Origin of the sequence: Streptomyces violaceus, from assembly GCF_036014075.1 — a bacterium.
Lineage (GTDB): Bacteria > Actinomycetota > Actinomycetes > Streptomycetales > Streptomycetaceae > Streptomyces > Streptomyces violaceus.
The window spans coordinates 5525719-5551838 of sequence record NZ_CP107911.1 but is presented as its reverse complement, the minus strand read 5'-3'; the positions used below and the strand labels follow the sequence as shown (position 1 = coordinate 5551838).

General features: G+C 71.0%; 24 protein-coding genes and 1 tRNA gene. 11 read left to right on the top strand and 14 right to left on the bottom strand.

What is annotated here, in order from left to right; all coding sequences use genetic code 11:
• Positions 1–50: 50 nt before the first annotated feature.
• A complete protein-coding gene (gene hppD, locus OG542_RS25070) occupies positions 51–1196 on the bottom strand; it encodes a 4-hydroxyphenylpyruvate dioxygenase (protein WP_328413746.1) in 1146 nt (381 codons plus the stop codon).
• 123 nt (positions 1197–1319) lie between these two features.
• Here hppD and OG542_RS25065 point away from each other — a divergent pair, with 123 nt between their 5' ends.
• From OG542_RS25065 to OG542_RS25035, 7 genes are read left to right on the top strand one after another with little or no spacing between them, the layout of a single operon-like run.
• A complete protein-coding gene (locus OG542_RS25065; protein WP_193478346.1) occupies positions 1320–1790 on the top strand; it encodes an Lrp/AsnC family transcriptional regulator in 471 nt (156 codons plus the stop codon).
• A gap of 16 nt (positions 1791–1806) precedes the next feature.
• Positions 1807–2454 (top strand): ABC transporter permease, encoded by a 648-nt coding sequence (locus OG542_RS25060; protein ID WP_193478347.1) that lies wholly within the window; start codon positions 1807–1809, stop codon positions 2452–2454.
• Positions 2447–3709 carry a betaine/proline/choline family ABC transporter ATP-binding protein gene (locus OG542_RS25055; RefSeq protein WP_328413745.1) on the top strand — a complete coding sequence of 421 codons (1263 nt, stop codon included), beginning with the start codon at positions 2447–2449 and terminating at the stop codon, positions 3707–3709. The genes OG542_RS25060 and OG542_RS25055 overlap by 8 nt, the downstream gene beginning before the upstream one ends.
• Positions 3706–4527, top strand: coding sequence for an ABC transporter permease (locus tag OG542_RS25050; protein WP_328413744.1), 822 nt, complete (start codon positions 3706–3708; stop codon positions 4525–4527). The genes OG542_RS25055 and OG542_RS25050 overlap by 4 nt, the downstream gene beginning before the upstream one ends.
• Positions 4524–5489, top strand: coding sequence for a glycine betaine ABC transporter substrate-binding protein (locus OG542_RS25045; protein ID WP_408057789.1), 966 nt, complete (start codon positions 4524–4526; stop codon positions 5487–5489). Before OG542_RS25050 ends, OG542_RS25045 begins: the two co-directional genes overlap by 4 nt.
• A 58-nt stretch (positions 5490–5547) precedes the next feature.
• Positions 5548–6132: an ArsR/SmtB family transcription factor gene (locus OG542_RS25040; protein WP_328413743.1), complete on the top strand. Its 585-nt coding sequence runs from the start codon at positions 5548–5550 to the stop codon at positions 6130–6132.
• Between the two features lies 1 nt (position 6133).
• A complete protein-coding gene (locus tag OG542_RS25035) occupies positions 6134–6319 on the top strand; it encodes a hypothetical protein (RefSeq protein ID WP_328413742.1) in 186 nt (61 codons plus the stop codon).
• Here OG542_RS25035 and OG542_RS25030 read toward each other — a convergent pair.
• The 4 genes from OG542_RS25030 to OG542_RS25015 all read right to left on the bottom strand — a co-directional run bounded on the left by OG542_RS25030 (position 6316) and on the right by OG542_RS25015 (position 11563).
• Positions 6316–7107, bottom strand: a complete 792-nt coding sequence (locus OG542_RS25030) for a S16 family serine protease (RefSeq protein WP_328413741.1) — start codon at positions 7105–7107, stop codon at positions 6316–6318. The genes OG542_RS25035 and OG542_RS25030 overlap by 4 nt on opposite strands.
• A 75-nt stretch (positions 7108–7182) precedes the next feature.
• On the bottom strand, positions 7183–7824 hold the full coding sequence (locus tag OG542_RS25025; protein ID WP_328413740.1) for an IclR family transcriptional regulator: 642 nt from the start codon (positions 7822–7824) through the stop codon (positions 7183–7185).
• Between the two features lie 350 nt (positions 7825–8174).
• Positions 8175–9980, bottom strand: coding sequence for a DEAD/DEAH box helicase (locus OG542_RS25020; protein ID WP_311125959.1), 1806 nt, complete (start codon positions 9978–9980; stop codon positions 8175–8177).
• A gap of 137 nt (positions 9981–10117) precedes the next feature.
• Positions 10118–11563 (bottom strand): MFS transporter, encoded by a 1446-nt coding sequence (locus OG542_RS25015; protein ID WP_328413739.1) that lies wholly within the window; start codon positions 11561–11563, stop codon positions 10118–10120.
• Between the two features lie 192 nt (positions 11564–11755).
• Here OG542_RS25015 and OG542_RS25010 point away from each other — a divergent pair.
• Positions 11756–11830, top strand: a tRNA-Cys gene (locus OG542_RS25010).
• Positions 11831–11835: 5 nt separating this feature from the next.
• On the opposite strand, the gene OG542_RS25005 is transcribed toward OG542_RS25010, so the two are convergent.
• Positions 11836–12324: a DUF6083 domain-containing protein gene (locus OG542_RS25005; RefSeq protein ID WP_328413738.1), complete on the bottom strand. Its 489-nt coding sequence runs from the start codon at positions 12322–12324 to the stop codon at positions 11836–11838.
• 149 nt (positions 12325–12473) lie between these two features.
• Between OG542_RS25005 and OG542_RS25000 the strand changes: the two genes are divergently transcribed.
• Both OG542_RS25000 and OG542_RS24995 read left to right on the top strand, forming a co-directional pair.
• The gene (locus tag OG542_RS25000) at positions 12474–13286 is read left to right on the top strand and encodes an alpha/beta fold hydrolase (RefSeq protein ID WP_328413737.1); all 813 of its coding nucleotides are present in this window, start codon (positions 12474–12476) and stop codon (positions 13284–13286) included.
• A 14-nt stretch (positions 13287–13300) separates the two neighbouring features.
• Complete coding sequence (locus OG542_RS24995) at positions 13301–14146, top strand: MerR family transcriptional regulator (protein WP_328413736.1); 846 nt, start codon at positions 13301–13303, stop codon at positions 14144–14146.
• Here OG542_RS24995 and OG542_RS24990 read toward each other — a convergent pair.
• From OG542_RS24990 to OG542_RS24960, 7 genes are all read right to left on the bottom strand, one after another.
• Positions 14076–15242, bottom strand: coding sequence for an SUKH-4 family immunity protein (locus tag OG542_RS24990; protein WP_328413735.1), 1167 nt, complete (start codon positions 15240–15242; stop codon positions 14076–14078). The genes OG542_RS24995 and OG542_RS24990 overlap by 71 nt on opposite strands.
• A gap of 247 nt (positions 15243–15489) precedes the next feature.
• Positions 15490–17799 (bottom strand): xanthine dehydrogenase family protein molybdopterin-binding subunit, encoded by a 2310-nt coding sequence (locus tag OG542_RS24985; protein WP_311125967.1) that lies wholly within the window; start codon positions 17797–17799, stop codon positions 15490–15492.
• Complete coding sequence (locus tag OG542_RS24980) at positions 17796–19931, bottom strand: 2Fe-2S iron-sulfur cluster-binding protein (protein WP_328413734.1); 2136 nt, start codon at positions 19929–19931, stop codon at positions 17796–17798. Before OG542_RS24980 ends, OG542_RS24985 begins: the two co-directional genes overlap by 4 nt.
• On the bottom strand, positions 19928–20821 hold the full coding sequence (locus OG542_RS24975; protein WP_189723970.1) for an FAD binding domain-containing protein: 894 nt from the start codon (positions 20819–20821) through the stop codon (positions 19928–19930). The genes OG542_RS24980 and OG542_RS24975 overlap by 4 nt, the downstream gene beginning before the upstream one ends.
• 260 nt (positions 20822–21081) lie before the next feature.
• Positions 21082–22725: a beta-N-acetylhexosaminidase gene (locus OG542_RS24970; protein WP_328413733.1), complete on the bottom strand. Its 1644-nt coding sequence runs from the start codon at positions 22723–22725 to the stop codon at positions 21082–21084.
• 1 nt (position 22726) lies between these two features.
• Positions 22727–23572 carry a carbohydrate ABC transporter permease gene (locus tag OG542_RS24965; RefSeq protein ID WP_193478365.1) on the bottom strand — a complete coding sequence of 282 codons (846 nt, stop codon included), beginning with the start codon at positions 23570–23572 and terminating at the stop codon, positions 22727–22729.
• A 33-nt stretch (positions 23573–23605) separates the two neighbouring features.
• Positions 23606–23764 carry an Arc family DNA-binding protein gene (locus tag OG542_RS24960; protein ID WP_311125971.1) on the bottom strand — a complete coding sequence of 53 codons (159 nt, stop codon included), beginning with the start codon at positions 23762–23764 and terminating at the stop codon, positions 23606–23608.
• A 50-nt stretch (positions 23765–23814) separates the two neighbouring features.
• Between OG542_RS24960 and OG542_RS24955 the strand changes: the two genes are divergently transcribed.
• Positions 23815–25041, top strand: a complete 1227-nt coding sequence (locus tag OG542_RS24955; RefSeq protein WP_328413731.1) for an RNA-guided endonuclease InsQ/TnpB family protein — start codon at positions 23815–23817, stop codon at positions 25039–25041.
• Between the two features lie 34 nt (positions 25042–25075).
• Here OG542_RS24955 and OG542_RS24950 read toward each other — a convergent pair whose 3' ends face one another.
• Entirely contained in the window at positions 25076–26116 is a 1041-nt protein-coding gene (locus tag OG542_RS24950; RefSeq protein ID WP_328413730.1) for a carbohydrate ABC transporter permease, read from the bottom strand.
• Positions 26117–26120 lie beyond the last annotated feature (4 nt).

Here is a 26120-nt window from a genome sequence, read left to right as displayed (position 1 = left end):
CGGGCGCGGGTGCCCCGTGACACCCGCACCGTCTCAGGGGGCGATCGGGCTCACAGGTTGCCGCGGCGTTCCTGCTCCCGCTCGATCGCCTCGAACAGGGCCTTGAAGTTGCCCTTGCCGAAGCCCATCGAGCCGTGGCGCTCGATGATCTCGAAGAAGACGGTCGGACGGTCCTGGACCGGCTTGGTGAAGATCTGCAGCAGGTAGCCGTCCTCGTCACGGTCGGCGAGGATCTTCAGCTCGCGCAGGGTGTCGATCGGGACGCGGGTCTCGCCGACCCACTCCCCCAGCGTGTCGTAGTAGGAGTCGGGTGTGTTCAGGAACTCGACGCCGGCCGCGCGCATGGTGCGGACCGTCTGGACGATGTCGTTGGTGTTGAGCGCGATGTGCTGCACGCCCGCGCCGCCGTAGAACTCCAGGTACTCGTCGATCTGGGACTTCTTCTTGGCGATGGCCGGCTCGTTGATCGGGAACTTGACCTTGAGCGTGCCGTCGGCGACGACCTTCGACATCAGCGCGCTGTACTCGGTGGCGATGTCGTCGCCCACGAACTCCTTCATGTTCGTGAAGCCCATGACCTTGTTGTAGAAGCCGACCCACTCGTTCATCCGGCCGAGCTCGACGTTGCCGACGCAGTGGTCGACCGCCTGGAAGGTGCGCTGGGCGGGCGGTTCGACCATCGGCTCGACCGCCACATAGCCGGGCAGGTAGGGGCCGTCGTAGCCGGAGCGCTCGACGAGGGTGTGGCGGGTCTCGCCGTAGGTGGCGATGGCGGCCAGGACGACGGTGCCGTGCTCGTCCTTGCGCTCGTACGGCTCGGTGACCGAGCGGGCGCCGTGCTCGAGGGCGTAGGCGTACGCGGCGCGCGCGTCCGGGACCTCGATGGCCAGGTCGACGACGCCGTCGCCGTGCTCGGCCACGTGCCGGGCGAGGAAGTGGCCCCAGTCGCTGGACGGCTTGATGACCGAGGTGAGGACGAAGCGGGCGGAGCCGTTCTCCAGGACGTACGCAGCGGTCTCGCGGCTGCCGTTCTCCGGTCCGGAGTAGGCGACCAGCTTCATGCCGAAGGCGGTGGAGTAGTAGTGCGCCGCCTGCTTGGCGTTGCCCACGGCGAAGACGACCGCGTCCATTCCCTTGACCGGGAAGGGGTCGGCCTGCCGGGCGGTGTCGGGAGTGTGGTGTGTGGTCTGCGTCATAGCCGCAGGGTCTCCCCGCTCGGCAAGGTGCGCAATAGTTTGCGTTTCTGCTGGGCAATCTGTTCAGCAATACGGCCGTAGCACCGGCCTATCTGTACAGGATGACTACTTCGGGAGGCTGCTGTGGCGATCGATCATCTGGACGGCCGGATCATCCTGCTGCTGGCCCGGGAGCCGCGGATCGGGGTGCTGGAGATGTCCCGGCGGCTGGGGGTGGCCCGGGGCACGGCGCAGGCCCGGCTGGACCGGCTTCAGTCGAACGGAGTCATTCGCGGCTTCGGTCCGGAGGTGGATCCGGCGGCGCTCGGCTACCCGGTCACGGCGTTCGCGACGCTCCAGATCCGGCAGGGCCAAGGAGCCGACGTACGGGCCCACTTGGCGACCGTGCCGGAGGTGCTGGAGCTGCACACCACCACCGGCAGCGGGGACATGCTGTGCCGGCTGGTGGCCCGCTCGAACGCCGATCTCCAGCGTGTGATCGACCGGGTCGTCGGTTTTGATGGCATCGTCCGGGCCTCCACGGCGATCGTCATGGAGAACCCCGTTCCGCCGCGGATCATCCCGCTGGTGGAGCAGGCCGCGGAGGAGACCTGAGTCGTGGGGTGAGCGCGTGAACTTCTGGGAGTATCTGGGCAACCGGCACCAGCAGCTGCTCACGGACGCCTACCAGCACGCGAGCGTCGTCTTCCAGTGCATGGTCGTGGCGACCGTGATCGGGGTGCTGATCGCCGTCGTCACCTACAGCGGCGAGTGGTCCGGGAACCTCGCGACCACGACCACCGCCACCATCCTGACCGTCCCGGCGCTGGCCCTGATCGGTCTGCTCATCCCGATCGTGGGTCTCGGCGTACCGCCCACGGTGATCGCCCTGACGCTGTACGGGCTGCTGCCGGTCGTCCGCAACGCGATCGTCGGCCTGCGCGGGGTCGACCCGTCACTGGTGGACGCGGCCACGGGCATCGGGATGTCCCGGTCGGCCCGGCTGCTGCGGATCGAGCTGCCGCTGGCCTGGCCGCCGATCCTGACCGGGATCCGGGTCTCCACCCAGATGCTGATGGGCATCGCGGCCATCGCCGCCTACGCCTCCGGCCCCGGCCTCGGCAACGTCATCTTCCGCGGCCTCGCCTCGCTGGGCAGCGCGAACGCGCTCAACCAGGTCCTCGCGGGCACGCTCGGCATCATCGTCCTGGCGCTGCTGTTCGACGCCGCGTACGTCCTGATCGGACGGCTGACCATTCCCAGGGGGATCCGTGCCTGAGTCCGGCGACCACGGTGCCTCCATCGAGCTGGAGAGCCTGACCAAGCGGTTTCCCGGCGGCGCGCAGCCCGCCGTGGACAACGTGAGCATGCAGATCAAGGCGGGCGAGGTCGTCGTCTTCGTCGGCCCCTCGGGCTGCGGTAAGTCGACCACGCTCAAGATGATCAACAGGTTGATCGAGCCGACCGGCGGCCGGATCCGCATCAACGGTGAGGACGTCACCGACATGGACCCGGTCAAGCTGCGCCGCAAGGTCGGCTACGCGATCCAGTCGGCCGGCCTCTTCCCGCACATGACGGTCGCGCAGAACATCGCCCTCGTGCCGAAGATGATCGGCTGGCCGAAAACCCGGATCAAGGAGCGGACCGAGGAACTCCTCGACCTCGTCGGCCTCGACCCCGGCGAGTTCCACGGCCGCTATCCGCGCCAGCTCTCGGGCGGTCAGCAGCAGCGCGTGGGCGTGGCGCGGGCCCTCGCCGCCGACCCCCCGGTGCTGCTGATGGACGAGCCCTTCGGGGCGGTGGACCCGATCACCCGGGACCATCTCCAGGACGAGCTGATCCGGCTGCAGCACGAGCTGCACAAGACGATCGTCTTCGTCACCCACGACTTCGACGAGGCGATCAAGATCGGCGACCGGATCGCCGTCCTGCGCGAGCGGTCCCACATCGCGCAGTTCGACACCCCGGAGGCCATCCTCACCAACCCGGCGGACGACTTCGTGTCCGGGTTCGTCGGCGCCGGGGCGGCGCTGAAGCGGCTGAACCTGACCCGCGTACGGGACGTGGAGATCACCGACTATCCGACCGTCACGATCGACGACCCGCTGCAGCAGATCTTCAACCGGCTGCGGACCGGCGGCACCAACGAGGTCCTGCTGCTCGACCGGCGCGGCCGCCCTTACAAGTGGCTGAGGCGCGGCGACCTGATGCGGGCCCGGGGCTCGCTGGCCCGGGCCGGGACACTGGTGCACGACACGGTCACCCGGGACGCGACCCTGCGGGACGCGCTGGAGGCGGTGCTCACCGACAACGCGGGGCGGGTGGCGGTGACCGGGCGGCGCGGCGAGTACACGGGCGTCGTCGACATGGAGACCCTCATCAACTCCGTGCACGAGATGCTGGAGGCCGACCGGCTCGACGCGATGGAGCACCAGCACGAGCTGGAGTCGCTGCGGGCCTCGCAGACGCACGCGGAGCAGGAGGGCGGCGACGTCGCGGGCGTGGTCGGCCTCGGCGGGGAGCGGAAGGCGTGACCGCGCCCGAGGTGCAGGACGTTCCGTCCGAGCCGGCGGCCGAGGAGAAGGCCGAGGCGCCCCGGACGCCCCCGGCTCCCCGGCCCGCACGCATCACCTGGCAGAAACTGACCGTCCTGCCCCTCGCCCTGGTGGCCGTGCTGCTCGCCACCTGGCTCTGGTTCCTGCAGGCCGACCTGGACGCGCTCTCCCGGAACGCCCTGTCGGGCGGCCAGGTCTCGAAGGCCCTGTGGCAGCACATCCAGCTGACCGTGATCTCCACGTTCTTCGTGCTGATCATCGCGATCCCGCTGGGCATCCTGCTGACCCGTGGGGCGTTCAGCAGGGCCACCCCGGTGGCGATGGCGTTCGCCAACATGGGCCAGGCGACCCCGGCGATCGGCCTGCTGGCGCTCCTCGTCATCTGGCTGGGCATCGGCCGCAGGGCCGCCCTGATCGGCATGATCATCTACGCCATCCTGCCCGTGCTGTCGAACACGATCACCGGCCTGAAGGCGAACGACCCGACCCTGCTGGAGGCGGCGCGCGGCATCGGCATGTCCCCGCTGGGCGTGCTGCGCCGGATCGAACTGCCACTGGCCGTCCCGCTGATCCTCGCGGGTGTCCGTACGGCCCTGGTCCTGAACGTCGGCACGGCGACCCTGGCGGTCTTCGGCGGGGGCGGCGGCCTCGGCGTACTGATCACGACCGGCATCACCAACCAGCGGATGCCCGTGCTGGTGCTGGGCTCGATCCTCACCGTCGTGCTGGCACTGCTGGTGGACTGGCTGGCGTCGATCGCGGAGTTGCTGCTGCGGCCGCGGGGGTTGCAGTCGTGAGGGGGCGTGGGTGGCTGGGGGCGGCGGGGCTGCTGACGGCGGTGTCCGGCTGCGGCCTGACCAGCGGCTCCCCCATGACCGATGACGTGAAGCCGGGCTCGATCGGCCGGGGTGAGCCGCTGAAGGGCGCACATCTGACGGTGACGTCGAAGTCGTTCACCGAGCAGCTGATCCTCGGCTCGATCATGGGCATCGCGTTCGAGGCGGCCGGCGCCGAGGTGATCGACCGCACCGGCATCCAGGGCTCCATCGGCAGCCGCGAGGCCGTCCGGAAGGGCGACGCGGACGCCGGGTACGAGTACACGGGCACGGCCTGGATCACGTACCTGGGCAACAGCAAGCCCATCCCCGACCCGCGCGAGCAGTGGGAGGCGGTGCGCAAGGACGACGCCCGCAACGGGGTGACCTGGCTGCAGCCGGCGGAACTCAACAACACGTACGCGCTGGCGATGAACCAGGAGAACGCGAAGAAGTACGGCACCAAGACCCTGTCGGACGTGGCGAAACTGGCGAAGTCCGACCCCGGCGCGGCGTCGCTGTGCGTGGAGGTCGAGTTCGCCAACCGGGCGGACGGGCTGCCGGGCATGCAGAGGGCGTACGGCATGAACGTACCGGCCCGGGACATCACGCAGATGGACACCGGGATCATCTACACCCAGGCGGCGAAGGGGAGTTGCACCTACGGGGAGGTGTACACGACCGACGGGCGCATCAACTCGATGAACCTCGCCGTGATGGACGACGACAAGAAGTTCTTCCCCAACTACAACGCCGCCCCGATGATCAACACGAAGACGTTGAAGGAGTGGCCGGCGATCGCCGATGTCCTCGACCCGGTGACGGCGAAGCTGGACAACGCGGTGGCGCGGAAGCTGAACGCGAAGGTGGATGTGGACGGGGAGGATCCGCATCAGGTGGCGTTGGACTGGATAGTGGGGGAGGGGTTCGTCGAAGAGGGGTAGTCGACGGAGTTACAAAGAAACCCTTGCAAGGATTCCTTTGCAAGGATACCTTTGCATCGTGACCGAAGCCCAGAACCCCCGAGTACGGCAACTCGACGCCCGATCCCTGCGCGGACTCGCCCACCCCCTGCGGATGCAGCTGCTGGACGCCCTGCGCTTCGGCGGCCCGGCCACCGCCTCGCAGTTGGCCGAGAAGCTGGGCGAGTCCAGCGGCGCCACCAGCTACCACCTGCGCCAACTCGCGGAGTACGGCTTCGTCGAGGACGCCCCCGAGCGGGGCAAGGGCCGCGAGCGGTGGTGGCAGGCAGTCCACCTGGGCCTCCGCTTCGACGACGCCCTGCTCAACGACTCGGACCCGGCCGTACGCGGCGCGGCGGACATGTACCTCCACGAGATCGCCACCACGCAGACCCGGGAGCTGTCGACGTGGCTGGGCAACCGCGACTCATGGCCCGAGGAGTGGAGCCGCGCCTGGGACATGAGCAGCGACACACTGCGGCTGACGCCCGAACTGACGCGGGAGCTCGTCGAGAAGATGCACGCGCTGGTCGAGTCCTACCGCGACCGCGCGACCACCGAGGACGCCCCCGAGGCCGAGCAGGTCCGCTTCCACACCCACGCTTTCCCGATCAGGACGGACTGAGATGCACCCCGACATCCACCTCACCCTGCACCACGCCCGCGCCACCGAACTCCGTGCCGAGACCGGAGCCCCGGGCCCCGTCAGGGCCGGACGCGCTCACAACCTCCGTACCCGCCTCGGCTGGACCCTCATAGAGGTCGGGTTAAGACTCGCCACCCGTCCGGGGACAGCAGCCGCCGCCCACTAGCAGCTCGGCACGGACCCCTTGCCCGTCTCCAGGGCCACCAGGGAACTCACCGTGCTCTTCAGCGTGGTCACCGGAATCAGCCGAAGCCCCTTCGGCAGCTCGGCCCGCGCATCCCCGCACTCCGCCTTCGGGACCAGGAACACGCTCGCGCCGTCACGCCGCGCGGCCTGCGTCTTGAGGGCGACACCCCCCACCGCACCGACCGTGCCGTCCGCGGCGATCGTGCCCGTACCGGCGATGACACGGCCCCCCGTGAGATCCCCGTCACTGCCGTCGCCGTCGAGCTTGTCGATGATCCCCAGGGAGAACAGCAGCCCGGCGCTGGGCCCGCCCACGTCGGCGAGCTTCAGGCTCACCTTGACGTCCTTGGCGTTCAGGCCGAGGTAGCCCAGCGCGGCCTGCGTCGCCGCGTTCTGGGACTCCTTCATCTGCTCCTCGTTGTGCCGCTCGATCTCCTTGACGCTGTCCCCGTTCGGATAGACGGCGTCGCGCGGCATGACCGCCTGGTCGGTGCGGAACCAGCTGTCGATGACGTCGGGGAGCGAGACGCGGGTGTCCGGGGAGGTCGCCTCGATGGTCGTCATGCGCAGTTGCCCGCGGGTGTCCCGGGCCGGTGCGCCCGAGATGGTGATCACCTCGGCGCCCTTGTTCTCTCCGAGCACGTTCGCCGTCATCCCCGGCTGCGCCACCGAGAACGGCAGCGGCGCGAACACCGCCGTGGCGAGCAGGGCGGCGACGGGCAGGGCACAGACGGCGATGGCCCGGGGGCGAGAAAGACGAGAGAACACGGGATCAATCTAACTCGGGGGTGGGATCCGGCCCGGATCAGGTCGTCCGGACCCTGCCCGGGGACACGGCAGAGGTCAGCGCAACGCCTCGGCGACCTCCCGCGCCGCCTCGACGACCCGCTCCCCCACCCGCTCCGGCACCACGTCCGCCAGCATGACCACACCCACACTGCCCTCGACGCCCGTCACACCCAGCATCGGCGCCGCCGCCCCGCACGCGCCCGCCTCCAGCTCCCCGTGCGTGAGGATGTAGCCCGGGTCCGCCATCGGGTGCTGCCGGGCCGCGAGTATCGCCTTGCCGGCGGCGCCCCGGTCCAGGGGATGCCGGAACCCGGCGCGGTAGGCGACGTGATAGTCGGTCCAGGTCGGCTCCACCACGGCCACGGCGAGCGCGTCCGCCCCGTCGACCAGGGTCAGGTGGGCCGTGGCGCCGATGTCCTCGGCCAGCGACCGCAACGCCGGCATCGCGGCCTCCCGGACCAGCGGATGGACCTGCCGCCCCAGACCCAGCACGCCGAGCCCGACGCGGGCACGTCCGCCCAGGTCACGGCGTATGAGCGCGTGCTGTTCCAGCGTGGCGAGCAACCGGTACACGACAGTCCGGTTAACGCCCAGCCGGACGGACAGCTCGGTCACGGTCAGTCCGTGGTCCGTGTCGGCGAGCAGTTTGAGGACCCGCAGTCCCCGGTCGAGCGTCTGAGAGGTCTCCGCGGTCACGACGCCCACTCCTTAGTGGTGAGGTCGGCGGCCCTCTGGCGGCTGGTGCGTCACCGAGTCCCGTCGGCAACGCGCTTCAGAGGCCGCCGATCGGCCGGCGGCCCGGCCAGTCCGGACCGCGTCGCTTCACGGCTGCGCTCCGCGGCGGCGCTGCCACGGGGCGTGTGCGTAGCCGGACAGTAGCGAAGCAGGTTCGCTGAGCGGAAGGCTCCGTCCAGAATCCGGGCACAGCCCAGGGGCAACTGACCCCCTTTGCCCTCATACGCGCATCGGGAGCCTCCTGGCGCCCCACGGAGCACGCACGACACCCACCCATCCGGAACCTGGCGTGGCAAGACCGACGAGGGGCGTCACTTCATCCGGGTCGCCCACTCCTGCACCTTGGCGATCCGCTGCCGCAGCTGCCCCGCCGTCGCCTCCGCCGCCGGAGGCCCCCCGCACACACGCCGCAGCTCGGTGTGGATCACCCCGTGCGGCTTGCCGCTCTGGTGGACGTACGCGCCGACCAGCCCGTTGAGCTGCCGCCGCAGCTCCATCATCTCCTTGTGGGAGACCACCGGCCGCCGCTCGGCGGGCATTTCGAGCAGGTCGGCCTCCTCGTCCGGCTTCTTGCGGCTGTGCGCGATCTGCCGGGCCTGCCGCTTCTGGAGCAGCAGCTGAACCTGGTCGGGCTCCAGGAGACCCGGGATCCCGAGGTAGTCCTGCTCCTCCTCGCTGCCCGGGTGGGCCTGCATGCCGAATTCGGCACCGTTGTACATGACCCGGTCGAAGACGGCCTCGGACTCCAGCGCCTCGAAGGAGAACTGCTCCTGCTCGCCGGTGTCCTCGTCCTGCTCCCTGTTCGCCTCGTCCATCTCCTTCTCGGACTCGGCGTAGGGGTCCTCCTCACCCTGCTTCTTGGGCTTGTCGAGGACGTGGTCGCGCTCGCGCTCCATCTCGTTGGCGAAGGAGAGCAGGTCGGGCACGGTCGGCAGGAACACGGAGGCCGTCTCGCCGCGCCGCCGGGACCGCACGAAACGCCCGACGGCCTGAGCGAAGAAGAGGGGGGTCGAGATGGTGGTGGCGTACACCCCGACCGCGAGCCGCGGGACGTCGACGCCCTCGGACACCATGCGGACGGCGACCATCCACCGATCGGTGCTCGCACTGAAGTCGTCGATGTTCTTCGAGGCACCGGTGTCGTCGGAGAGCACGACTGTGGCCTTGCTGCCGGTGATCTCGCGGATCAGCTTGGCGTAGGCGCGGGCAGAGTCCTGGTCCGCGGCGATGACGAGCGCACCCGCGTCCGGGATGGCCTTCCGCACCTCGGTCAGCCGCTGGTCGGCGGCGCGCAGCACGGAGGGCATCCACTCGCCGCGCGGATCGAGGGCGGTACGCCAGGCCTGGCTGATGGCGTCCTTGGTCATCGGCTCGCCCAGCCGCGCCGCGATCTCGTCACCGGCCTTGGTACGCCAGCGCATGTTGCCGCTGTACGAGAGGAAGATGACGGGCCGCACGACGTTGTCGGCGAGCGCGTTGCCGTAGCCGTAGGTGTAGTCGGCGGCGGACCGCCTGATCCCGTCGTTGCCCTCCTCGTACGTCACGAAGGGGATGGGGTTGGTGTCGGACCGGAAGGGCGTACCCGTCAGGGCGAGCCGGCGGGTGGCAGGCTCGAAGGCCTCCAGACAGGCCTCGCCCCAGGACTTGCTGTCACCGGCGTGGTGGATCTCGTCGAGGATGACGAGCGTTTTGCGCTGCTCGACCCGGTTCCGGTGGAGCATGGGCCGCACACCGACACCGGCGTACGTCACGGCGACCCCGTGGTATTCCCTGCCGAGCGGCCCCGCGCTGTACTCGGGATCCAGCTTGATGCCGATCCGCGCGGCCGCCTCCGCCCACTGCTTCTTCAGGTGCTCGGTGGGCGCGACGACGGTGACCTGCTGGACGACGTGATGGTGCAGCATCCAGGACGCCAGCGTCAGCGCGAAGGTCGTCTTGCCTGCGCCGGGGGTGGCGACCGCCAGGAAGTCCCGCGGCTGCTCCTGGATGTACTTCTCCATCGCGCCCTCCTGCCAGGCGCGCAGCTTGCTGGCGGTACCCCAGGGGGCGCGGCCGGGGAACGCCGGGGACAGGTGGTGGGAATGCGCGGCGGAACTTGAGCTGGCGGTGGTAGTCACGGTCTCCGCTGGGGGTCGGGCGGCTCGGTCGAGAGAGCCTGACGGCTCGGCTACGTATGACAACCGGGCCACCCTACCGGCGCCCCACGGTCGTCAACGCGCGGACCCAGCCGGGTCAGCCATGGGTGGGATCGACGTCACAGCTCCCGCAAGCGGGTCGTCACCCAGGCCCCCACCAACGCCACTCCCGCCATCGGCAGGAACACCGCGGCGAAGGCGGCCGGATGCGAACCGGAAGCGTGCGCAGCCGTGTGGCTCACCGTGCCGCCCCCGAGGGCGGCGAACGCGGCGCCGCCGGCGGAGAGCAGAACGACGTTGGAGAGGCCGTCGGAGATCTGCAGGGCAGCGGAGTTGGAGCCGGCTTCCGCCGGGGCGGAGAGCTGGAGCAGGAGCACGCTCGTGGAGGAGATGACGAGCCCCATGCCCAGGCAGCCGAAGGCCCAGGCGACGGCCAGGGTCCAGACGGGCACGGAGTCGATCAGCACACTCGGCGCCGTGGCGATGGCCGCGGCCACCAGCAGCATCCCGACGGTCGTCAACCGCGCCCGGTACGCCTCGAACCGCGACCGCGACTGCACCCACGAGCCCAGCGCCCACGTCCCGCCGCCCGCGGCCAGAGAGAACCCGGCCAGTGTCGGACTGAGCCCGCGCTGGGTCACCAGCATCAGCGGCACGAACGACTCGGCGGCGATGAAGGACCCGGCTGCGACACCGCGCAGCAACACGACGGACGGCAGCCCGCGGGCAGCCCGGTACGTGCCCTTCGGCAACAGCCCGAGCACGGCAGGCACCAGCAGGGCCACGCCCACGGCGCCGGGCAGGAGGGAGAGGGGACGCAGGTCCTGGGCGGCGTACTGGAGCAGCCCCGCGCCGAGGGAGATGGCCAGGGCAAGACGAATACGCCGACGGTCGAAGGACTTCGAGGCCGACTCACCGACCGGACCGGCGGCCCGGCGCCGTATCTGCGGCAGCGCGAGCGCCAGCGGGAGGACGACGAGCGCCGGTATTCCGACGAACACCCATCGCCAGCCCAGCTGTTCCGTCACCGTGCCGGCGGCGAGCGGGCCGACGATCGACGGTACGACCCAGCTCGCCGCGAAGGCCGCCATGATCGCCGGCCGCAGCCGCTCCGGATAGGCCCGTCCGACGACGACGTACAGCGCGACGATCACCAGCCCACCGCCGAGCCCCTGGACGGCCCGCCCCAGGATGAACAGCCACATCACCCCGGCCGTCCCCGACAGCAGCAGCCCGGCCCCGAAGGAGGAGATACCGACGGCCAACGGTCCGAGGGGTCCACGCCGGTCGGACCACTGCCCGGCGAGCACCATCCCGAACAGACTCGTCGTGAAGTACCCGGAGAACGCGAACGCGTAGAGCGACACCCCGTCCAGCTCCCGCGCCGCGACGGGCATCGCCGTCCCCACGGCCGTCGCCTCGAAGGCGATCAGCAGCACGACGGAAACGATCCCGACGCTCAACGCCCGATAGGACCGCCCCAGCACGGTCTCCTCGGCCTCGGCGACCGAGGGGGCGGCGGTGGCGTCTACGACCTCTGGGTCACTCGGCTTGGGGACGGTCATGCCCGCCAGCGTAAGGTCCACAGGTCCCGTTGACCCCTGTCGCGAGACGGCCAACCACCCCGACCTTGGTCGTACGACCCTGGCCCGACACCCGCTCTGTGAACGCCGTATGGCAGTCCCGTTGCGGCACACCCGATGCCCTTGAGCACCGCTTCCCCGCCGACCTACTGTCAGGACATCGAGTGGGAACACGGCCGTGTGCCCGAGTGGTTCAGGGGCTCGCCTGCAAAGCGAGTTACGTGGGTTCGAATCCCGCCACGGCCTCCACAGCGTCAACCGGCGTCCGGAAGCGGCTCCCGGGCGGCTTCCTCGTCGGCCTTTCGCCATGCCCGGCGGGCGTTCTCCGCGCGTACGGCGTCCAGCCACCGCCAGAGGCCGATCTCCTCGAGTCCCAGACCGGGACAGGCGATCCGGTGCGGTACACGGCACACGGCTCCGGGCGTGGGCTCGTCTGCCCGGCTGTTCCAGGCCGTTCCGTTGGAGTCCATGTACCAGCGGTGCCAGGCGGGCACCATGTGTGCGGGGACCGGCATGTCCGGTTCGAGGAGGACATGCCGGCCGTAGTAGGTGATGCGCCGATCACCGACGAGCCCGCAGTTGGGGCAGACGGGTGGCGCGGGCGGCTCGGGCCCCGTGGCGCCTTCCATCGCGGCTTGGGCCCGGTCGGTCTTCTCCCATGGCTGCGGCACGCCCGGTGGCGCCTGCCGGTGTCCGTCGGGGTCGGGTAACGGGATGGTGCTCGGCTCGGCTGTATCCCCCATGAAGCGAGCATCAGGGGGTGTTCAGGACCGGGGTAGGGCGCAATCAGGGCGCAACGGGAGCAGTCGGGTGGGGCAAGGCTCAGGTCATCGCCCGCTTCGCCGCCCTGCGGTTGACCCTGACGCACGGGCAACCCCCGACCCTGATCCGCATGACTGCGACAGGCGACAGCACCACGCGGCACCTCACCGTTCGGCACGACGGCGTCACCATCCAGGTGTCCCGTGGCGGCCGGGGAAGACCCCTGATTCTGTGCCCGGGGCTGAACTGCACACAGGCCGACCTGCACGAGCTGATCGACCTGCTGCGGCGCGATCATGATGTCGTGGCCTTCGATCTCCGGGGGCACGGCCTCTCTTCCGCTGCCGAGCGGTACTCATTCGACGCGTTTCTGGGCGATCTCCGTGCCGTGATGACGGAACTCGACCTGCCGTCGGCGCCCCTGCTCGTGGGGTACTCCCTGGGCGCGGATCTGGCGGTGCACTACGCGGCCGAGTGTCATGACGGCGTCGCCGGGCTTGTGCTCATCGACGGGGCGAATCCGCTGCCCGAGCCGTTCGTCACCGACATCGACCTCGTGGAGTTCCGGGAGATGGCGCGGCACACAGTCGAGCGGAGCGAGGGCAGTGACCGTGCCCGTCAGGTGTTGCTCAGCGCCGAGGAGGTCTTCGAGCTTGGTCTTGAGATGGATGTGGTTCGGGCCGGGATTCTCGAGCGGTACCGGAAGGTTGATGGAGCTGTGCACATGATCATGTCCAGCGCGATCGCCGGCCGCGGCGGCGCGGGGCGTGCGCCACGGCACAACCGGCTCTGGCGGGACGGCGTCGAACGGCTCGTCCGACAGCGGGCGGACGTCTCCGTCTCCTGGCTCGACGCCGACCACCGGCTGGTCTTCACCCACGCACCGGACATCGCCGAGATCATCCGGAGCGCGCACCAGCCGGGCAGCCGGCCGGCCTCCTGAGCCAGACTGGGCCCATGCTGACCATCGGCGAGCTCGCGGCCTACGCCGGAGTGACCGTGCGCGCCGTGCGGCACTATCACGCCAAGGGACTGCTGCCGGAGCCCGAGCGGGATCACTCCGGCTATCGGCGGTACGACGCCGAGGCCGTGGTGGAGCTGATCAGGATCCGGACTCTCGCCGAGGCCGGGGTTCCGCTGGCGCGCGTGCGGGAGTTGCTCCAGGCCGGCGAGGAGGAGTTCGCCTCGGCCGTCGCGGACATCGACGGGCGGCTGGAAACGGAGATCAGGGAGCGGCAGCGGCACCGCGCGCGGATCGCCCGCCTCGCCTCAGGAGACAGTCTGGCGCTGCCTCCTGAGGTGGTCGGGTTTCTCGACCGGCTGCGGGCGCTCGGCGTGGACGAGCGGATCGTCCAAGCCGAGCGCGACGGCTGGATCCCGCTGGTCGCGCGCTCACCCGAGCGGGTGCGGGAGTGGATCGCACGCAAGCGGGAGCAGATCGCCGATCAGGAGTTCGTCGACTTCTACTTGGACTTGAGCGCGGCTCTCGGGTGGAGCGACAACGATCCGCGGCTGGTCGAACTGGCCGACCGGGTGGCCGCCTACGTCACGAGGCTGGCCGAGGAGCGGGGCGAGGGATACATCGGCGACCCGGGCGGCATCGAGCCGGCGCTCGCCGAGTTGATGGACGCGTTCGTCTTCGACACAGTGCCGTCCGCCCGTCGGCTCATAGAGCTGCTGAAGCAGCGGGGCTGGGCCGGCTGGACCACACTCCAGCGCGTGAACCCGCCCCCTACAGCACCCCACCCGCCTCGTCCCGAAACACATCCGTCCAGTAATGCCGCCCCGACCTCCCCGCCATGACCCCCGTAGGGTCGACCGCCGAGAGCACCTGGAGCATCGTCATGGCCAGCTGGTCGTATGTGTCGGTCGTCAGCTCATGGTCCGACTGGGAGTCGATGGCGCGCTCGCGGTGCAGGAGCCAGAGGGTGAAGGCGAGGGTCGAGACGTCCGTGTTCAGCGGGTACAGCGTCGCCTCGGGCTCGCTCCAGTTCAGGACCGCGCCCGTCTCGCCGTCGACGACCAGGCTGTTGTCGTCGACCAGGCAGCCGATCCGTATCAAGTGGTCGGCACGGGAGGGGAGTCGCGTCGGGCGGTCCGCGTCGGCGTAGTACTCGGCCAGCGTCGCCAGCGGTACGTCCGTGTCCAGGGAGAAGACATGGGCGTCCTCGGGCAGGCCCACCTCGCGGAGGAAACGGCGGGTCGGCTCGTGGGTGAGTGTCGCGGGGAAGTCGACGTCCTCGAAGCGGGCCACCTTGCCGGGGCCGAACTCCTGGTCCAGCAGGCGGTGCGGGAGGTCCAGGGAGAGGCCGGATGCGCCGCCGCGCCCCGCCACGAGGGAGAGCGGGCGGATGAGGGCCGCCATCTTCCAGAAGGGGGCAGGCTCGCCGTCCGTGCCGTCCCGGAACACCGCCAGGAGGTGCTGGGACGCCTGTGCCACCGCCTTCGGGCCGTAGCGGCCAGCGTAGGAGGCGAACTGACCGCGCAGGCCCGCCAGTTCGTCCGTCGCCTCCGCGAACCGCACCAGGGTCCGCAGCGAGGGGGCCAGGGGGCGGCGGTCCATCAGGTCGGGGCGGTCGTGCAGGAAGGACGTCGTCGAGATCTCGCCCGTCGCGCCGTCCAGCAGGACCGACTCCGTCTCAAGGCCTCCGGGGCCCAGCAGTCCGCCTATCACCAACTGCTCGCGCAGCTCAGCCGACAGCCGGTCCGCCGGATCGCCCGTCGAGTCCGCCACCGTGCGCAAGCCCTCCCGGCGCAGCTCCGCGAAGCTCAGCACGCCGTTCTCGAAGGGCAGTCCGGGGCCGGTCAGCCAGTGCCGCGTCGACGCGTGCGTCACCCACGGGTCCAGCTCGGACTCGGTCAGGGTGATCACCGCGGAACCGGCGTCGGTCATACTCATGGGCTCCCCCGCATGTGCTTGCTCACCGTCCCCATGGCGGAGCACGGCAGACCGCCCGGCCAGGCCCGGCAGCCGTCCCCCACTGCCCAGAACAGTACGCCCCACCACTGACAACGCCCCGGAACAGCGACGCGCCCGTCGACTCACGTCCAGCGGCTACGCCTCCACCTCACCAGACGCTCAGACGACCCTCGCGCGTTCCCTTCCCGCCGGAATCGCCTCCACTGACCACTGCAGGAAGCGCGAGTCAGGACCGTTCCGTGACCACCGCGGCCTGTGGACGGATCGGCAGCCGGTTCACGGGGCGGCCCGTGGCGGCCCGTACGGCGGACGCGACGGCCGCCGGGGACGTCACCACCGGCACCGCGCTGACCGCCTTCGCGCCGAAGGGCGCGACCACGTCCCGTTCCTCGACCAGCCGGACGATGCGGATGTCCGGCGCGTCGAGGGCCGTCGGGAGGGCGTAACCGGTCAGGTCCGGGTGGCGGATCAGGCCGCGCGGGGTGCGCAGGTTCTCGGTCAGCGCGATGCCCACGCCCTGGGTCACACCCGCCTCGATGCGGGCGGCCAGCTGGGCCGGGTTCAGGACCCGCCCCACGTCCTGGGCGACGGCCAGTTCCACGACCCGTACGGAACCGATCTCGATGTCGACGTCCACCACCGCGCGGATCGCGCAGAAGGACATGCCCACGAAGGCGTCGCCCTGGCCGGCCTCGTTCAGCGGCTCGGTCGGGTGCGGGCGGCACTGGGCGGTGGCCCACAGTTCCTTGCCGTCCAGCGCCTCGGTGACGGTCGTCGAGAGGACTCCGTCGTACGACGTGATCTTGCCGTCGTTGATCTGGAGCAGCTCCGTGGACATGCCGAACTTGTGGGCGAGCGGCTGGAGGAGCTGCGTACGGACCATTTTGGCCGCGCGCTCTACCGCGCCGCCCGACACCCAGGTGTGCCGGCCGTGGCAGGCCGCGCCCGCCGTGGGCTGGTCGGTGTCGACCGGCGCCACGTGCACCTCGTCGACGCCGAGTGTCTCCTGGACGATCTGCCGGGCCAGGGTCGTGAAGCCCTGGCCGGTCTCGACGGCCGCGCACAGGACCGTCGCCACACCGTCGTGGACCTTCACGGTCGCCGTGGAGACCTCGTCCGCGCCCTCCGCGCCGAGCATGTGCACCATGCCCACGCCGTAGCCCACGCCCCGGCGCACCGCGCCAGGTTCGCCCGCGCCCTCGGGGCCGCCGGGCAGCAGCCACTCGTCCTCGGGCGTGTCCTTGGGCAGCGGCGGCAGCGGGAAGTCCCGTACGGCCTGGAGCAGTTCGGCGACCGGGGCCGGGCACGTCACCGTCTGGCCGGTCGGGAGTACATCGCCGGTGGCCATGGCGTTGCGCAGCCGCACCTCGGCCGGGTCGATGCCGAGCTTCTTGGCGATCTTGTCCATCTGCGCCTCGTAGGCGGCGCAGACCTGCATGGCCCCTTCGCCGCGTACGTGGCCCGACGGAGGGTTGTTGGTGCGTACGGCCCAGCCCTCGATGAACGCGTTCGGGACGACGTACGGGCCGCAGGCGAAGCCCACGGCGGCGGCGAGGGCCTCGGCGGAGCTGTCGGCGTAGGCGCCCGCGTCGAGCAGGATCTGCGCCTCGACCTTCACGAGTGCGCCCTCGGCGTCCGCGTGGTGGCGGTAGCGCAGGAGGGTGGGATGCCGGTGGGCGTGGCCGAGGAACGACTCCTCGCGCGTGGCCGTGAGCTTCACCGGGCAGCCGGTCCGCAGCGCCAGCAGGCCGAGCGGGAGCTGGAAGCCCTGGTCCTCGCGGTCGGCCGTGGCGCCGGGGACGCCGGTGACGACGACCTTGACGCGCTCCGGCTCCAGGCCGAAGGCGGCGGCGGCCGCGTCGCGGTCGGCGTGCGGGTCGGTGGAGGCGAGGTACAGCTCCACGCCGCCGTCCGGGCGCGGTACTGCCAGGCCCGCCTCGGCGCCGATGGGCGCGGGGTCCTGGCGGCCGATGCGGTACAGGCCCTCGACGACGATCTCCCCGGCCGCGTCCGGGTCGCCGTGGTGCAGCGGAATGTGCCGGATCAGGTTGCCGTCGGGGTGCAGGGGCTCGGCCTCGAAGGCCTGCTCCGGGTCGGTCACCGGGTCGAGCGCCTCGTACTCGACGATGACGGCGGCGGCGGCCATGCGCGCGGTGTCCGGGTGGTCGGCGGCGACGGCGGCGATGGGCTCGCCGTGGTGGCGTACGACCTCGGAGGCGAAGACCGGGCGGTCGGCCGTGCCGCGGCCGTGGAACGGGCTGCCGGGGATGTCCTCGTGGGTGACGACGGCGCGTACGCCGGGCATCTCGCGGGCGTGGGAGGTGTCGATCGACACGATGCGCGCGTGCGGGTGCGGTGAGCGCAGCACGGCCGCCCACAGCAGTCCCTCGGCCCACAGGTCGGCGGCGTACGGGAAGGTGCCTTCCGTCTTGGCACGGGCGTCCGCGGCCGGGAGGGAGACGCCCAGGCCGTGCGGCAGCGGTTCGGGGGCGGGGGCGGCCTCCGCGGCCTGCGCGGTGGCTGCTTCGTTGGTCACGCGGGGCCTCCGTCCTGGCCGTAGGGCTGGTCGTGCGGGTCCGGGGAATGCGGGTCCGGGGAATGCGGGCCCGGGGAATGGGGGCCCGGGGAATGCGCGTCCTGGGCGTGCGCGTCCGGGGGCGATCCGAAGGCCGACGGGTGGACGCCGCCGGCGCCCGGGCCCGCCTGGCGCGGGATACGGGCCTCGTCGGTGTCGCCCGCGGCGGGCGCGGCGTGTGTCTCGCGTTCGGCGACGACGTCCTTCACGGCGTCGACCACGCCCCGGTAACCGGAGCAGCGGCACAGGTTGCCGCAGAGCGCCTGGCGGGTCTCCAGCTCGGTTGGCGCCGGGTTGCCTTCCAGGAGGTCGTGCAAGGTCATCGCCATGCCCGGTACGCAGAAGCCGCACTGCACGGCGCCGCAGCGCGCGAGCGCCCGCTGTACGTCCGAGGGCTGTCCGTCCTCGGCCAGGCCCTCGACGGTGCGGACCTCGCTGCCGGCGGCGGTCACGGCCGGGACCAGGCAGGACGCGACGAGCCGCCCGTCGACCTGGACGTTGCACGCCCCGCACTCGCCCTGCGAGCAGCCGTCCTTGGCTCCGGCCAGCCCGAGCCGCTCGCGCAGCACGTACAGCAGGGACTCGCCGATCCACGCGTCGGTGACGGGGCGGTCGGCGCCGTTGACGCGCAGGACGAAGGAAGCGAGGGGGTGTTCCTCCTGCGGGAGGGTGGGTGCGTCCTGGGGTACGGAGGCCGCGTCGTCCGGTGTGCCGGAGGGGTCCTGCGGTGCCGGGTCGTCCGGGGACTCGCTGTCGGCGGCCTCCGGTCCGGCGTCCGTGTCCGCGTCCGCCATGGCGGGGAGAGGCGCGGCGACGGGCTCGGCGGGGCTGTCAGCGCCCTCTGCGGCGTCCGGGGCGTCCTCGGCGGGCCCGTCGGCCTCACCGGCCCCAGGAGTGGCCTGTGATGCCTCCTGGAAGGCCTCCTGCACGGACTCAGGGGACTCGGCGGGTTCGGCGTGTGCCTCGTACGGCTGGGCGGGCGCGGAGGGCGCGGGGTACTCGTCCGGGTGCCCGGCGGGGTCGGACGGTTCCGGTGCGTGGCCGGGTGCGCCCGACGGCTCCGCTGCGTGATCGGCGCCGTGCTCGACTCCGTGATCGGCGTCGTGCTCGACTCCGTGATCGCCTCGATGATCGGCGAAGCCGGAGGGCTCCGATCCGTGGTCGTCGAAGCCGGACGGCTCCGGCGCATGACCGAGCCCTCCGGGCTGAGGTGCGTGGCCGCTGCCCGGCGTCTGGTGCGTCGGGTCCGTCTCCTGCGGCAGGGGTCCGGCAGGCGCCTGCTCCGGGGCGTGTGCGCTCTGGTCCGGTGCGTATGCGGAGGGCGGTCCGGCGAGCCTCTGCTGCCCGTGCCCGTGACTCTGCTCGTGTTCCTGCGGGTAGCCCGGCCCGGCCTGTTCCTGCCCCGGCGCGTCCTGTGGGGCCTGCCGCCCCCACGGTTCGCCCGCCGCCTGTGTCGCCCACGGCGCGGGCGCGCCGCCCGGGAGCGTGGCCGGCGCGTTGCCGCCCCACTGCTCGACCAAGGAGGACGTGGTGAACTCGCCCGACTCGTCCGGAAGGTCGCCCCCGGCGACGGGGATGGACCACTGTCCGGTCACGTCATGGCCGGGCGCGGGCTCAGCCGCCGCGGCCTCCTCGAAGTTCCACTGCCCGGTGGCTCCCGGGTTGTACGTGAACCGGTCGTCCCCGCCGCGCTGCCCCGCCCCGGAGTCGGATCCGTACGGCGTGCCGGAGCCGTAGGGCGCGTCGGAGCCGTACGGCTGCTCACCGACCTCGTGGCCCTGCTGCTGGTGCGCCGCGTACGGGTCGTGCGGGTCGTGCCACTGGGCGCCGTCGACGGGCGCGCCGGGCGCCGGCCACGCGCCCGTGGCAGCGGGGTCGGTGCCGGCGGTCGCGGCGGGGTCGACCGTTATCTGCGGCGGTACGTAGCCGTGGCCGGGCGCGGCGAGGGGGCTGTCGGCGGCCAGCAGGGCGTCGACGCCCCCCTCGGGGAGTTCGACGAAGGCGGTCGCGCCGTCGTCGTACTCGCCCTGGGGCAGCGGGTCCCAGCGGCTGCCGCCCCGGGGCGTGCCCTGTCCGTGCTGGTCGTCGGTCACGACAGCGCCCTCCCCAGTGCTCGTCGGGCCAGCGCGGCGACGGTGCGCCGCAGGTGCAGTACGGCGGGCGGAAGCTGCGGTACGGAGCCGTCCTCGGCCGGCGCCGCGTCGGGGATGCAGGCCGCGGCGACGTACTCCCCGAAGGCGTTCAGCGCCTCCGGCACGATCGCGCGGTTGTTGTCCCAGTCGATGAGCCGCCCGACCCACTCCTCGGCCTGCAGGGGCCGTAGCGCCATCGGCGCTATGGCGCCCACCGCGCAGCGCACACCCCGGCGCGCGGGGTCCAGGACCAGGGCCACGGACGCCACCGCGCGTCCGGGGCCGGTACGGCCGGTCGCCTTCAGGAAGACCTGCGGGGCGTGCAGCAGCGGCACGCGCACGTAGCCGATGAGTTCGCCGGCGCGCAGCATGTCCATCCCGGCCAGCAGGTGCGACACGGGGATCTCCCGGCGGGCTCCGCCCGGGCCCGCGATGATCAGTGTCGCCTCCAGGGCGGCCAGGACAGGCAGCGCGTCACCGGTGGGGGCGGCCGAGGCGATGTTGCCGCCCAGGGTGCCCGCGTTGCGGATGTGCGGCGGGCCCGCGGCGCGTGCGGCGGCGGCGAGCGCCGGGATCAGGGCCGCGAAGTCGGGGCGTCCCATGCGCGCGTGGGTGAGGCCCGCGCCGAGCAGCGCGTGACCGTCCTGGTACTGCCAGCCGCGGATCTCGCTGATCCGGCCGAGTCCCACCAGCGCGGCGGGCCTGAGCTGCCCGGAGTTGACGGAGGCCATCAGGTCGGTGCCGCCCGCGACGGGCACGGCGGCGGGCACGGCGGTGAGTGCCGCGACGGCCTCGTCCAGCGTCGTGGGCAGCGTGACGGCCTGCGCCGCCTGCGGTGCGTGCGTGGTCAAACCGGCTGCCCCTTCCCGCTGCCCCACCTGGTCCCACCTGTGCTGCCGTACGGTACGTGCTGACAGGGCGGACGTGGCAACTCTGGCACATCTTGGCGAGAGCCGAAGACACGGGTCCGCTAGGAGGCATTCGCCCACCTCATCGGGGAGATGGTCCGTTTTCGCACGGGTTCACCAGTGCATGCCGATTGGCACTTTCGGTGACCCTTGTGCGCATTTTCCGTGGCCTGTTCGAGCTGTTCGGTAGCCGCGAGCAGGTACTACCGGTGGGGCGGCGGACCGTCGATCGGGCGCCCCAGCACTCCGGGGCGCTGCTGCCAGGGCAGTGGTCCGGCGGGGGGCCGGTAGGCGACACCCAGGGCGTCGAGTCGCCGGTAGTGGGCCGTCATCCGGTGCTCGAAGCCTGCGAAGTCCCGTTTCTCCGGGGCAGGCAGGGCGCTCCAGGCGACCTCGGCGAAGGCCGCGAGGCGGGGGAAGGCCTGATAGTCCACGCGCGCCTGGTCCTCCATCACCTCGGTCCACAGGTTGGCCTGGGTGCCCAGCACGTGCCCGGCCTCCTCGGGAGTCAACTCCGGTGGAACGGGCTCGAACCGGTAGACGTCCTCCAGGGTGCGCACCCACCCGATCGGTACCGGCTCCTCGGGGTCCGGGGCCTGACGGTGGTCCAGGTACACCTGCTGCTCGGGGCACATGACGACGTCGTGGCCGGCCCGGGCGGCGGCGATGCCTCCGGCGTAGCCGCGCCAGGAGGAGACGGCGGCGCCCTCGGCGAGCCCGCCCTCCAGGATCTCGTCCCAGCCGATCAGTCGGCGCCCGCGCGCGGAGAGCCACGCGTCGAAGTGCCCGATGAACCAGGACTGGAGCTCGTCCTCGTCCGCGAGCCCAAGTGCCCTGATGCGTGCCTGGGCGGTCGCCGACCGCCGCCACTGGTCCTTGGGGCATTCGTCGCCGCCGATGTGGACGAACTCCGACGGGAACAGCTCGAGGACTTCCTCGAAGACGCCCTCGTAGAAGCGCAGGGTGTTGTCAGTGGGGGCGAGTACGTTCGGGTTGATTCCCCAGGTGTCCCAGACGGAGAGGCTGTTGGTGGCGATGACGTCGATGTTGCCGAGTTCCGGGTACGCGGCGATGGCGGCCTGCGAGTGGCCGGGTACGTCGATTTCGGGGACGACGGTGATATGCCGCTCGGCGGCGTAGGCGACGATCTCCCGGATGTCGTCCCGGGTGTAGTAGCCGCCGTGCGGCTTCTCCTCCCACAGCGGCGAGGCGCGGTGGCCGGTTTTCGTACGGGCCCGCCAGGAGCCGATCTCCGTCAGCCGGGGATGCCGCTCGATCTCGATGCGCCAGCCCTGGTCGTCCGTCAGATGGAAGTGGAAGACGTTGAGTTTGTGCGCCGCCATCAGATCGAGGTAACGCAGGACGCCTTCCTTGGGCATGAAGTGCCGGGCGACGTCGAGCATCAGGCCGCGCCAGCGGAATCGGGGCGCGTCCTCGATCGTGAGGTGCGGCACGGCCCAGACGCGGTCGCGGCTGAGCGGGGCCCTGCGGTACGCGTCGGGGCCGAGGAGCTGCCGCAGCGTCTGCGCGCCCCAGAAGACACCGGCCGGGCCGCCGCCCTCGATGAGGATGCCGCTGAAGTCGCTGACGAGGCGGTACTCCTCGGGACCGAGTTCGGGGTCGAGCCGTAGCCCGATGCCGTCGCCGCCGGCGTCGTCGAGTTCCCGCCCCTCGTGGAGCGGCAGGCCGGTGGCCTGCCGGAGGGCGGTGCGCAGCCAGTGGCCGGTGCCCTCCGTCCCGGTGCCGGCGGAGAGGCCGGAGCGCGCCGTCAGCCGCACCTCGCCGGAGCCGGTGGCGGTGACGGTGGCGGTGGCGATGTCGCGGGGTGCCGGAATCAGATCGGTCACGTCAGTCCTTCACCGCTCCGCCCAGTCCGGAGACCAGGCGCCGCTGTACGAGTACGAAGAAGACCAGGACCGGGATCGTCATCACCGTGGAGGCGGCCATGACGCCGCCCCAGTCCGGGTCGTCGGGCTTGTAGAAGACCAGCAGCGCCATCGGCAGCGTCGACTGGGAAGTGTCACTGATGATGAACGACTTGGCGAAGAGGAAGTCGTTCCAGGCGGAGATGAAGGAAAACACGCTGGTGGCCACGAGGCCGGGCAGGACGAGGGGGAAAAGGATCTGCCAGAGGAATCGCGCCCGGCTCGCCCCGTCGATGTAGGCGGCCTCCTCCAGCGCCTCCGGAACGCCTTTCACGAACCCCCGCAGCATCCAGATCGCGAAGGGCAGCGAGAAGGCGATGTGGGGCAGGATCAGCGAGCCCAGCGTGTTCAGCTGGCCGAAGTCCCGCATGAGGAAGAAGAGGGGGATCGTGAGGGCTTCCACGGGCACCATCTGGGCCACCAGAAACATGATCAGCAGGGTGGTCCGGAGGCGGAAGCGGAATCGTGTCACGGCGGTCGCGGCGAGAAACGCGATCAGCGCGGAGGCGATCACGACACAGCTCGCGACGACGAGGCTGTTGAGGAAGTAACGGCCGAATTCCTGCTGCCCGAAGACGCGCCGGAAGGAATCCAGGGAGGGCGCGAGAGTCCACGGCCGGGGCTCGCTGGACTCGATCTCCCCGGCCGGTTTGAAGGCGCTGAGCACCATCCAGTAGAGGGGGAAGGCGACGACGACCGCGATCAGCAGGGCCGAGGCCTCGGCGGCCAGCCGCCCCGGGCGGCGCACACGGGCGCGTAGAAGATTCACCGGGTTCCTCCGAGGATGCCGGACGAATCACCGTCAGGGCGATTCGGCGTCCGCCTCGACGGCGGCTCGCTCGACCTCAAGGCGGTAGACGATCTCGGAGTTGAGGGACCTGCGAGCGGATCTGGCCTGAGCGGCCAGCCACTCGTGCAGGTCGACGGGCAGACGGAGGGTGATGCGCTTCTCTTCATCCATGACCTTAGAGTAGTGGATTTGCGAAGGCATTTGAGTGGCATAATGACACCATGGCGACACCGCAAAAGGCAGGGCGGGACACCGGGCTCGCCCGGTACACCTACCGCCTTCGCATGTCGTCGACCGCCCGCACGCTCCTGCTCGCCGAGTGGGACCGCTGCCGGTGGGCGTGGAACGAATGCGTCGGCAAGTCCCGCGTCGTGCACGCCCACAACGGCGCGCACCCCGACGACAAGCGGACGTGCGGCCCGGCCCAGCTCGACAAGATGCTGACCGAGGCCCGCGCCCGCACGCCATGGCTCCGTGACGGCGCGGCGGTGCCGCAGCAGCAGATCATCCGGGATTTCGCGAAGTCCCGTTCCAAGGCCCTGAAGGACATCGACAAACGCCTGCCCATGCGACAGCGGGCGGGCATGCCCCGGCACAAGAAGAAGCGCGAAGCCGACCCGACGCTGAACTACACCGTGCGGGGCTTTCGGCTGAAGGACGGCCGCCTCCACCTCGCGGGCGGGATCGTGCTGACGGTGGTGTGGTCCCGCGAACTCCCTGCCACACCTTCCTCGGTACGGGTGTACCGGGATGCGGTGGGGCACTGGTACGCGTCGTTCGTCGTCGCCACCGAGGTACAGCCCTTCCCCCTGACGGGTGCTGCCCTCGGCGTGGACTGGGGCGTCAGGGAAACCGCCACCACCACGTCCGACGCCCACGACCTCCCCCACTCGCAGCACGGCCGCAAGGCCCAGGCGAAGCTGACTCGGTACGACCGAATGATGGCCCGACGCAAGCCGAAGAAGGGACAGACGTCGTCCAAGGGCCACCGCGAGGCGAAGAAGTGGCGCGCGAAGACCTACGCGAAGATCGCTCGGCAGCGCCGGGACACGAGCCGCAAATGGGCCAAGCGTGTCGTGCGCGACCATGACGCCATCGCCGTCGAGGACTTCCGCCCGAAGTTCCTCGCGAAGACCACCATGGCCCGCAAGGCCGCTGACGCGGCGATCGGGGCCACCAAAGCGGCCCTGATCGAGATGGGCCGCAAGCACGGGCGGAACATCCGCCTCGTGCATCCCGCGCACACCACCATGGACTGCGCGTCGTGCGGAGCGAGAACCAAGCACGCACTTCCTCTTTCGGAACGTACCTACACCTGCACCGCGTGCGCAGTCTCATCCCCCAGGGACAAGAACTCCGCCCACGTGATGCTCGTCCGGGCTGGTCTGGCCCCGGCTGGTGCCGAGGGCGCAAGTCCTCCGGGAGCGCCGCTCCCGGAGGCGGCCTGAGCCAGGAATCCCCTCCCTTCAGGGAGGGGAGCAGTCAAAGTTCCTCCCCCTGCCGGCGCAGCAGCCGCAGGTACACCAGCGTGACGGCGAGCAGGATCAGCAGCATCACGACGCCGATCGCCGAGCCGAGGCTGTACTGCGAGGACGCGAACGCCTGCTGGTAGGCGTAGACGTTCAGGACCATGTTCTGGCCCGCGATGCCGCCGCCGTTCGTCATGACGTAGATCTGGGTGAAGACCTTGAAGTCCCAGATGACCGACTGGATGGTGACGACGACCAGGATCGGCCGGAGCATCGGGGCGAGTACGGAGCGCCAGATGCGCCACTGCGAGGCGCCGTCCAGGGCGGCGGCCTCCAGTACCTCGGCGGGCACGGCGCGGATCCCGGCGTACACGGTCACCATCACGAACGGGAAGGAGCACCAGACCACTTCGAGCAGGACGAGGAAGAAGGCGCTGATACGCCCGTACGTCCACGAGTGGTCGCCGAGGCCCAGCATCCGGTTCACCGGGCCGAAGTCCGGGTCGAAGAGGAACAGCCAGACCGTGGAGCCGGTGACGGCCGGGGTCGCCCACGCGCCCAGCGCGGCCAGCATCAGCGCGAGCCGCGGTACGGCCCGCACACGCGTGAGGAGTACGGCGAGGGCGCAACCGACCGCGAGCGTGGAGACCACGCAGGCCGCCGCGAACAGCACGGTCGCGAGCAGTACCTGCCAGAACTGCGGGTCCCCGAACAGCACCGCGTAGTTCGCGAACCCCTGGAACGTGGTCGGTGCGCCGCCGCTGACCTGGGCCTGGGTGTACTCGAAGAACGAGATCAGGCCGAGTTGATAGATGGGGTAGACGAGCAGCCCGCCGAGCACGACGAGCGCGGGCGCGAGATACAGCCAGGGCGTCCAGCCGCCCGAGCGGAGCGCGGACCCGCCCGGGGCGGGCCGACGCGCGGCCGGCCGCCGGGCACGGCCGACCCGCGCGCCACCGGACTTGGGCCCGACAGCAGGACGGCCCACTGCCGAGTCGGCCACCGAGACCGGCCCGGCCACGTCGGCCCCGCCCGCTGCGGTGCGGTCGTTCATCCGG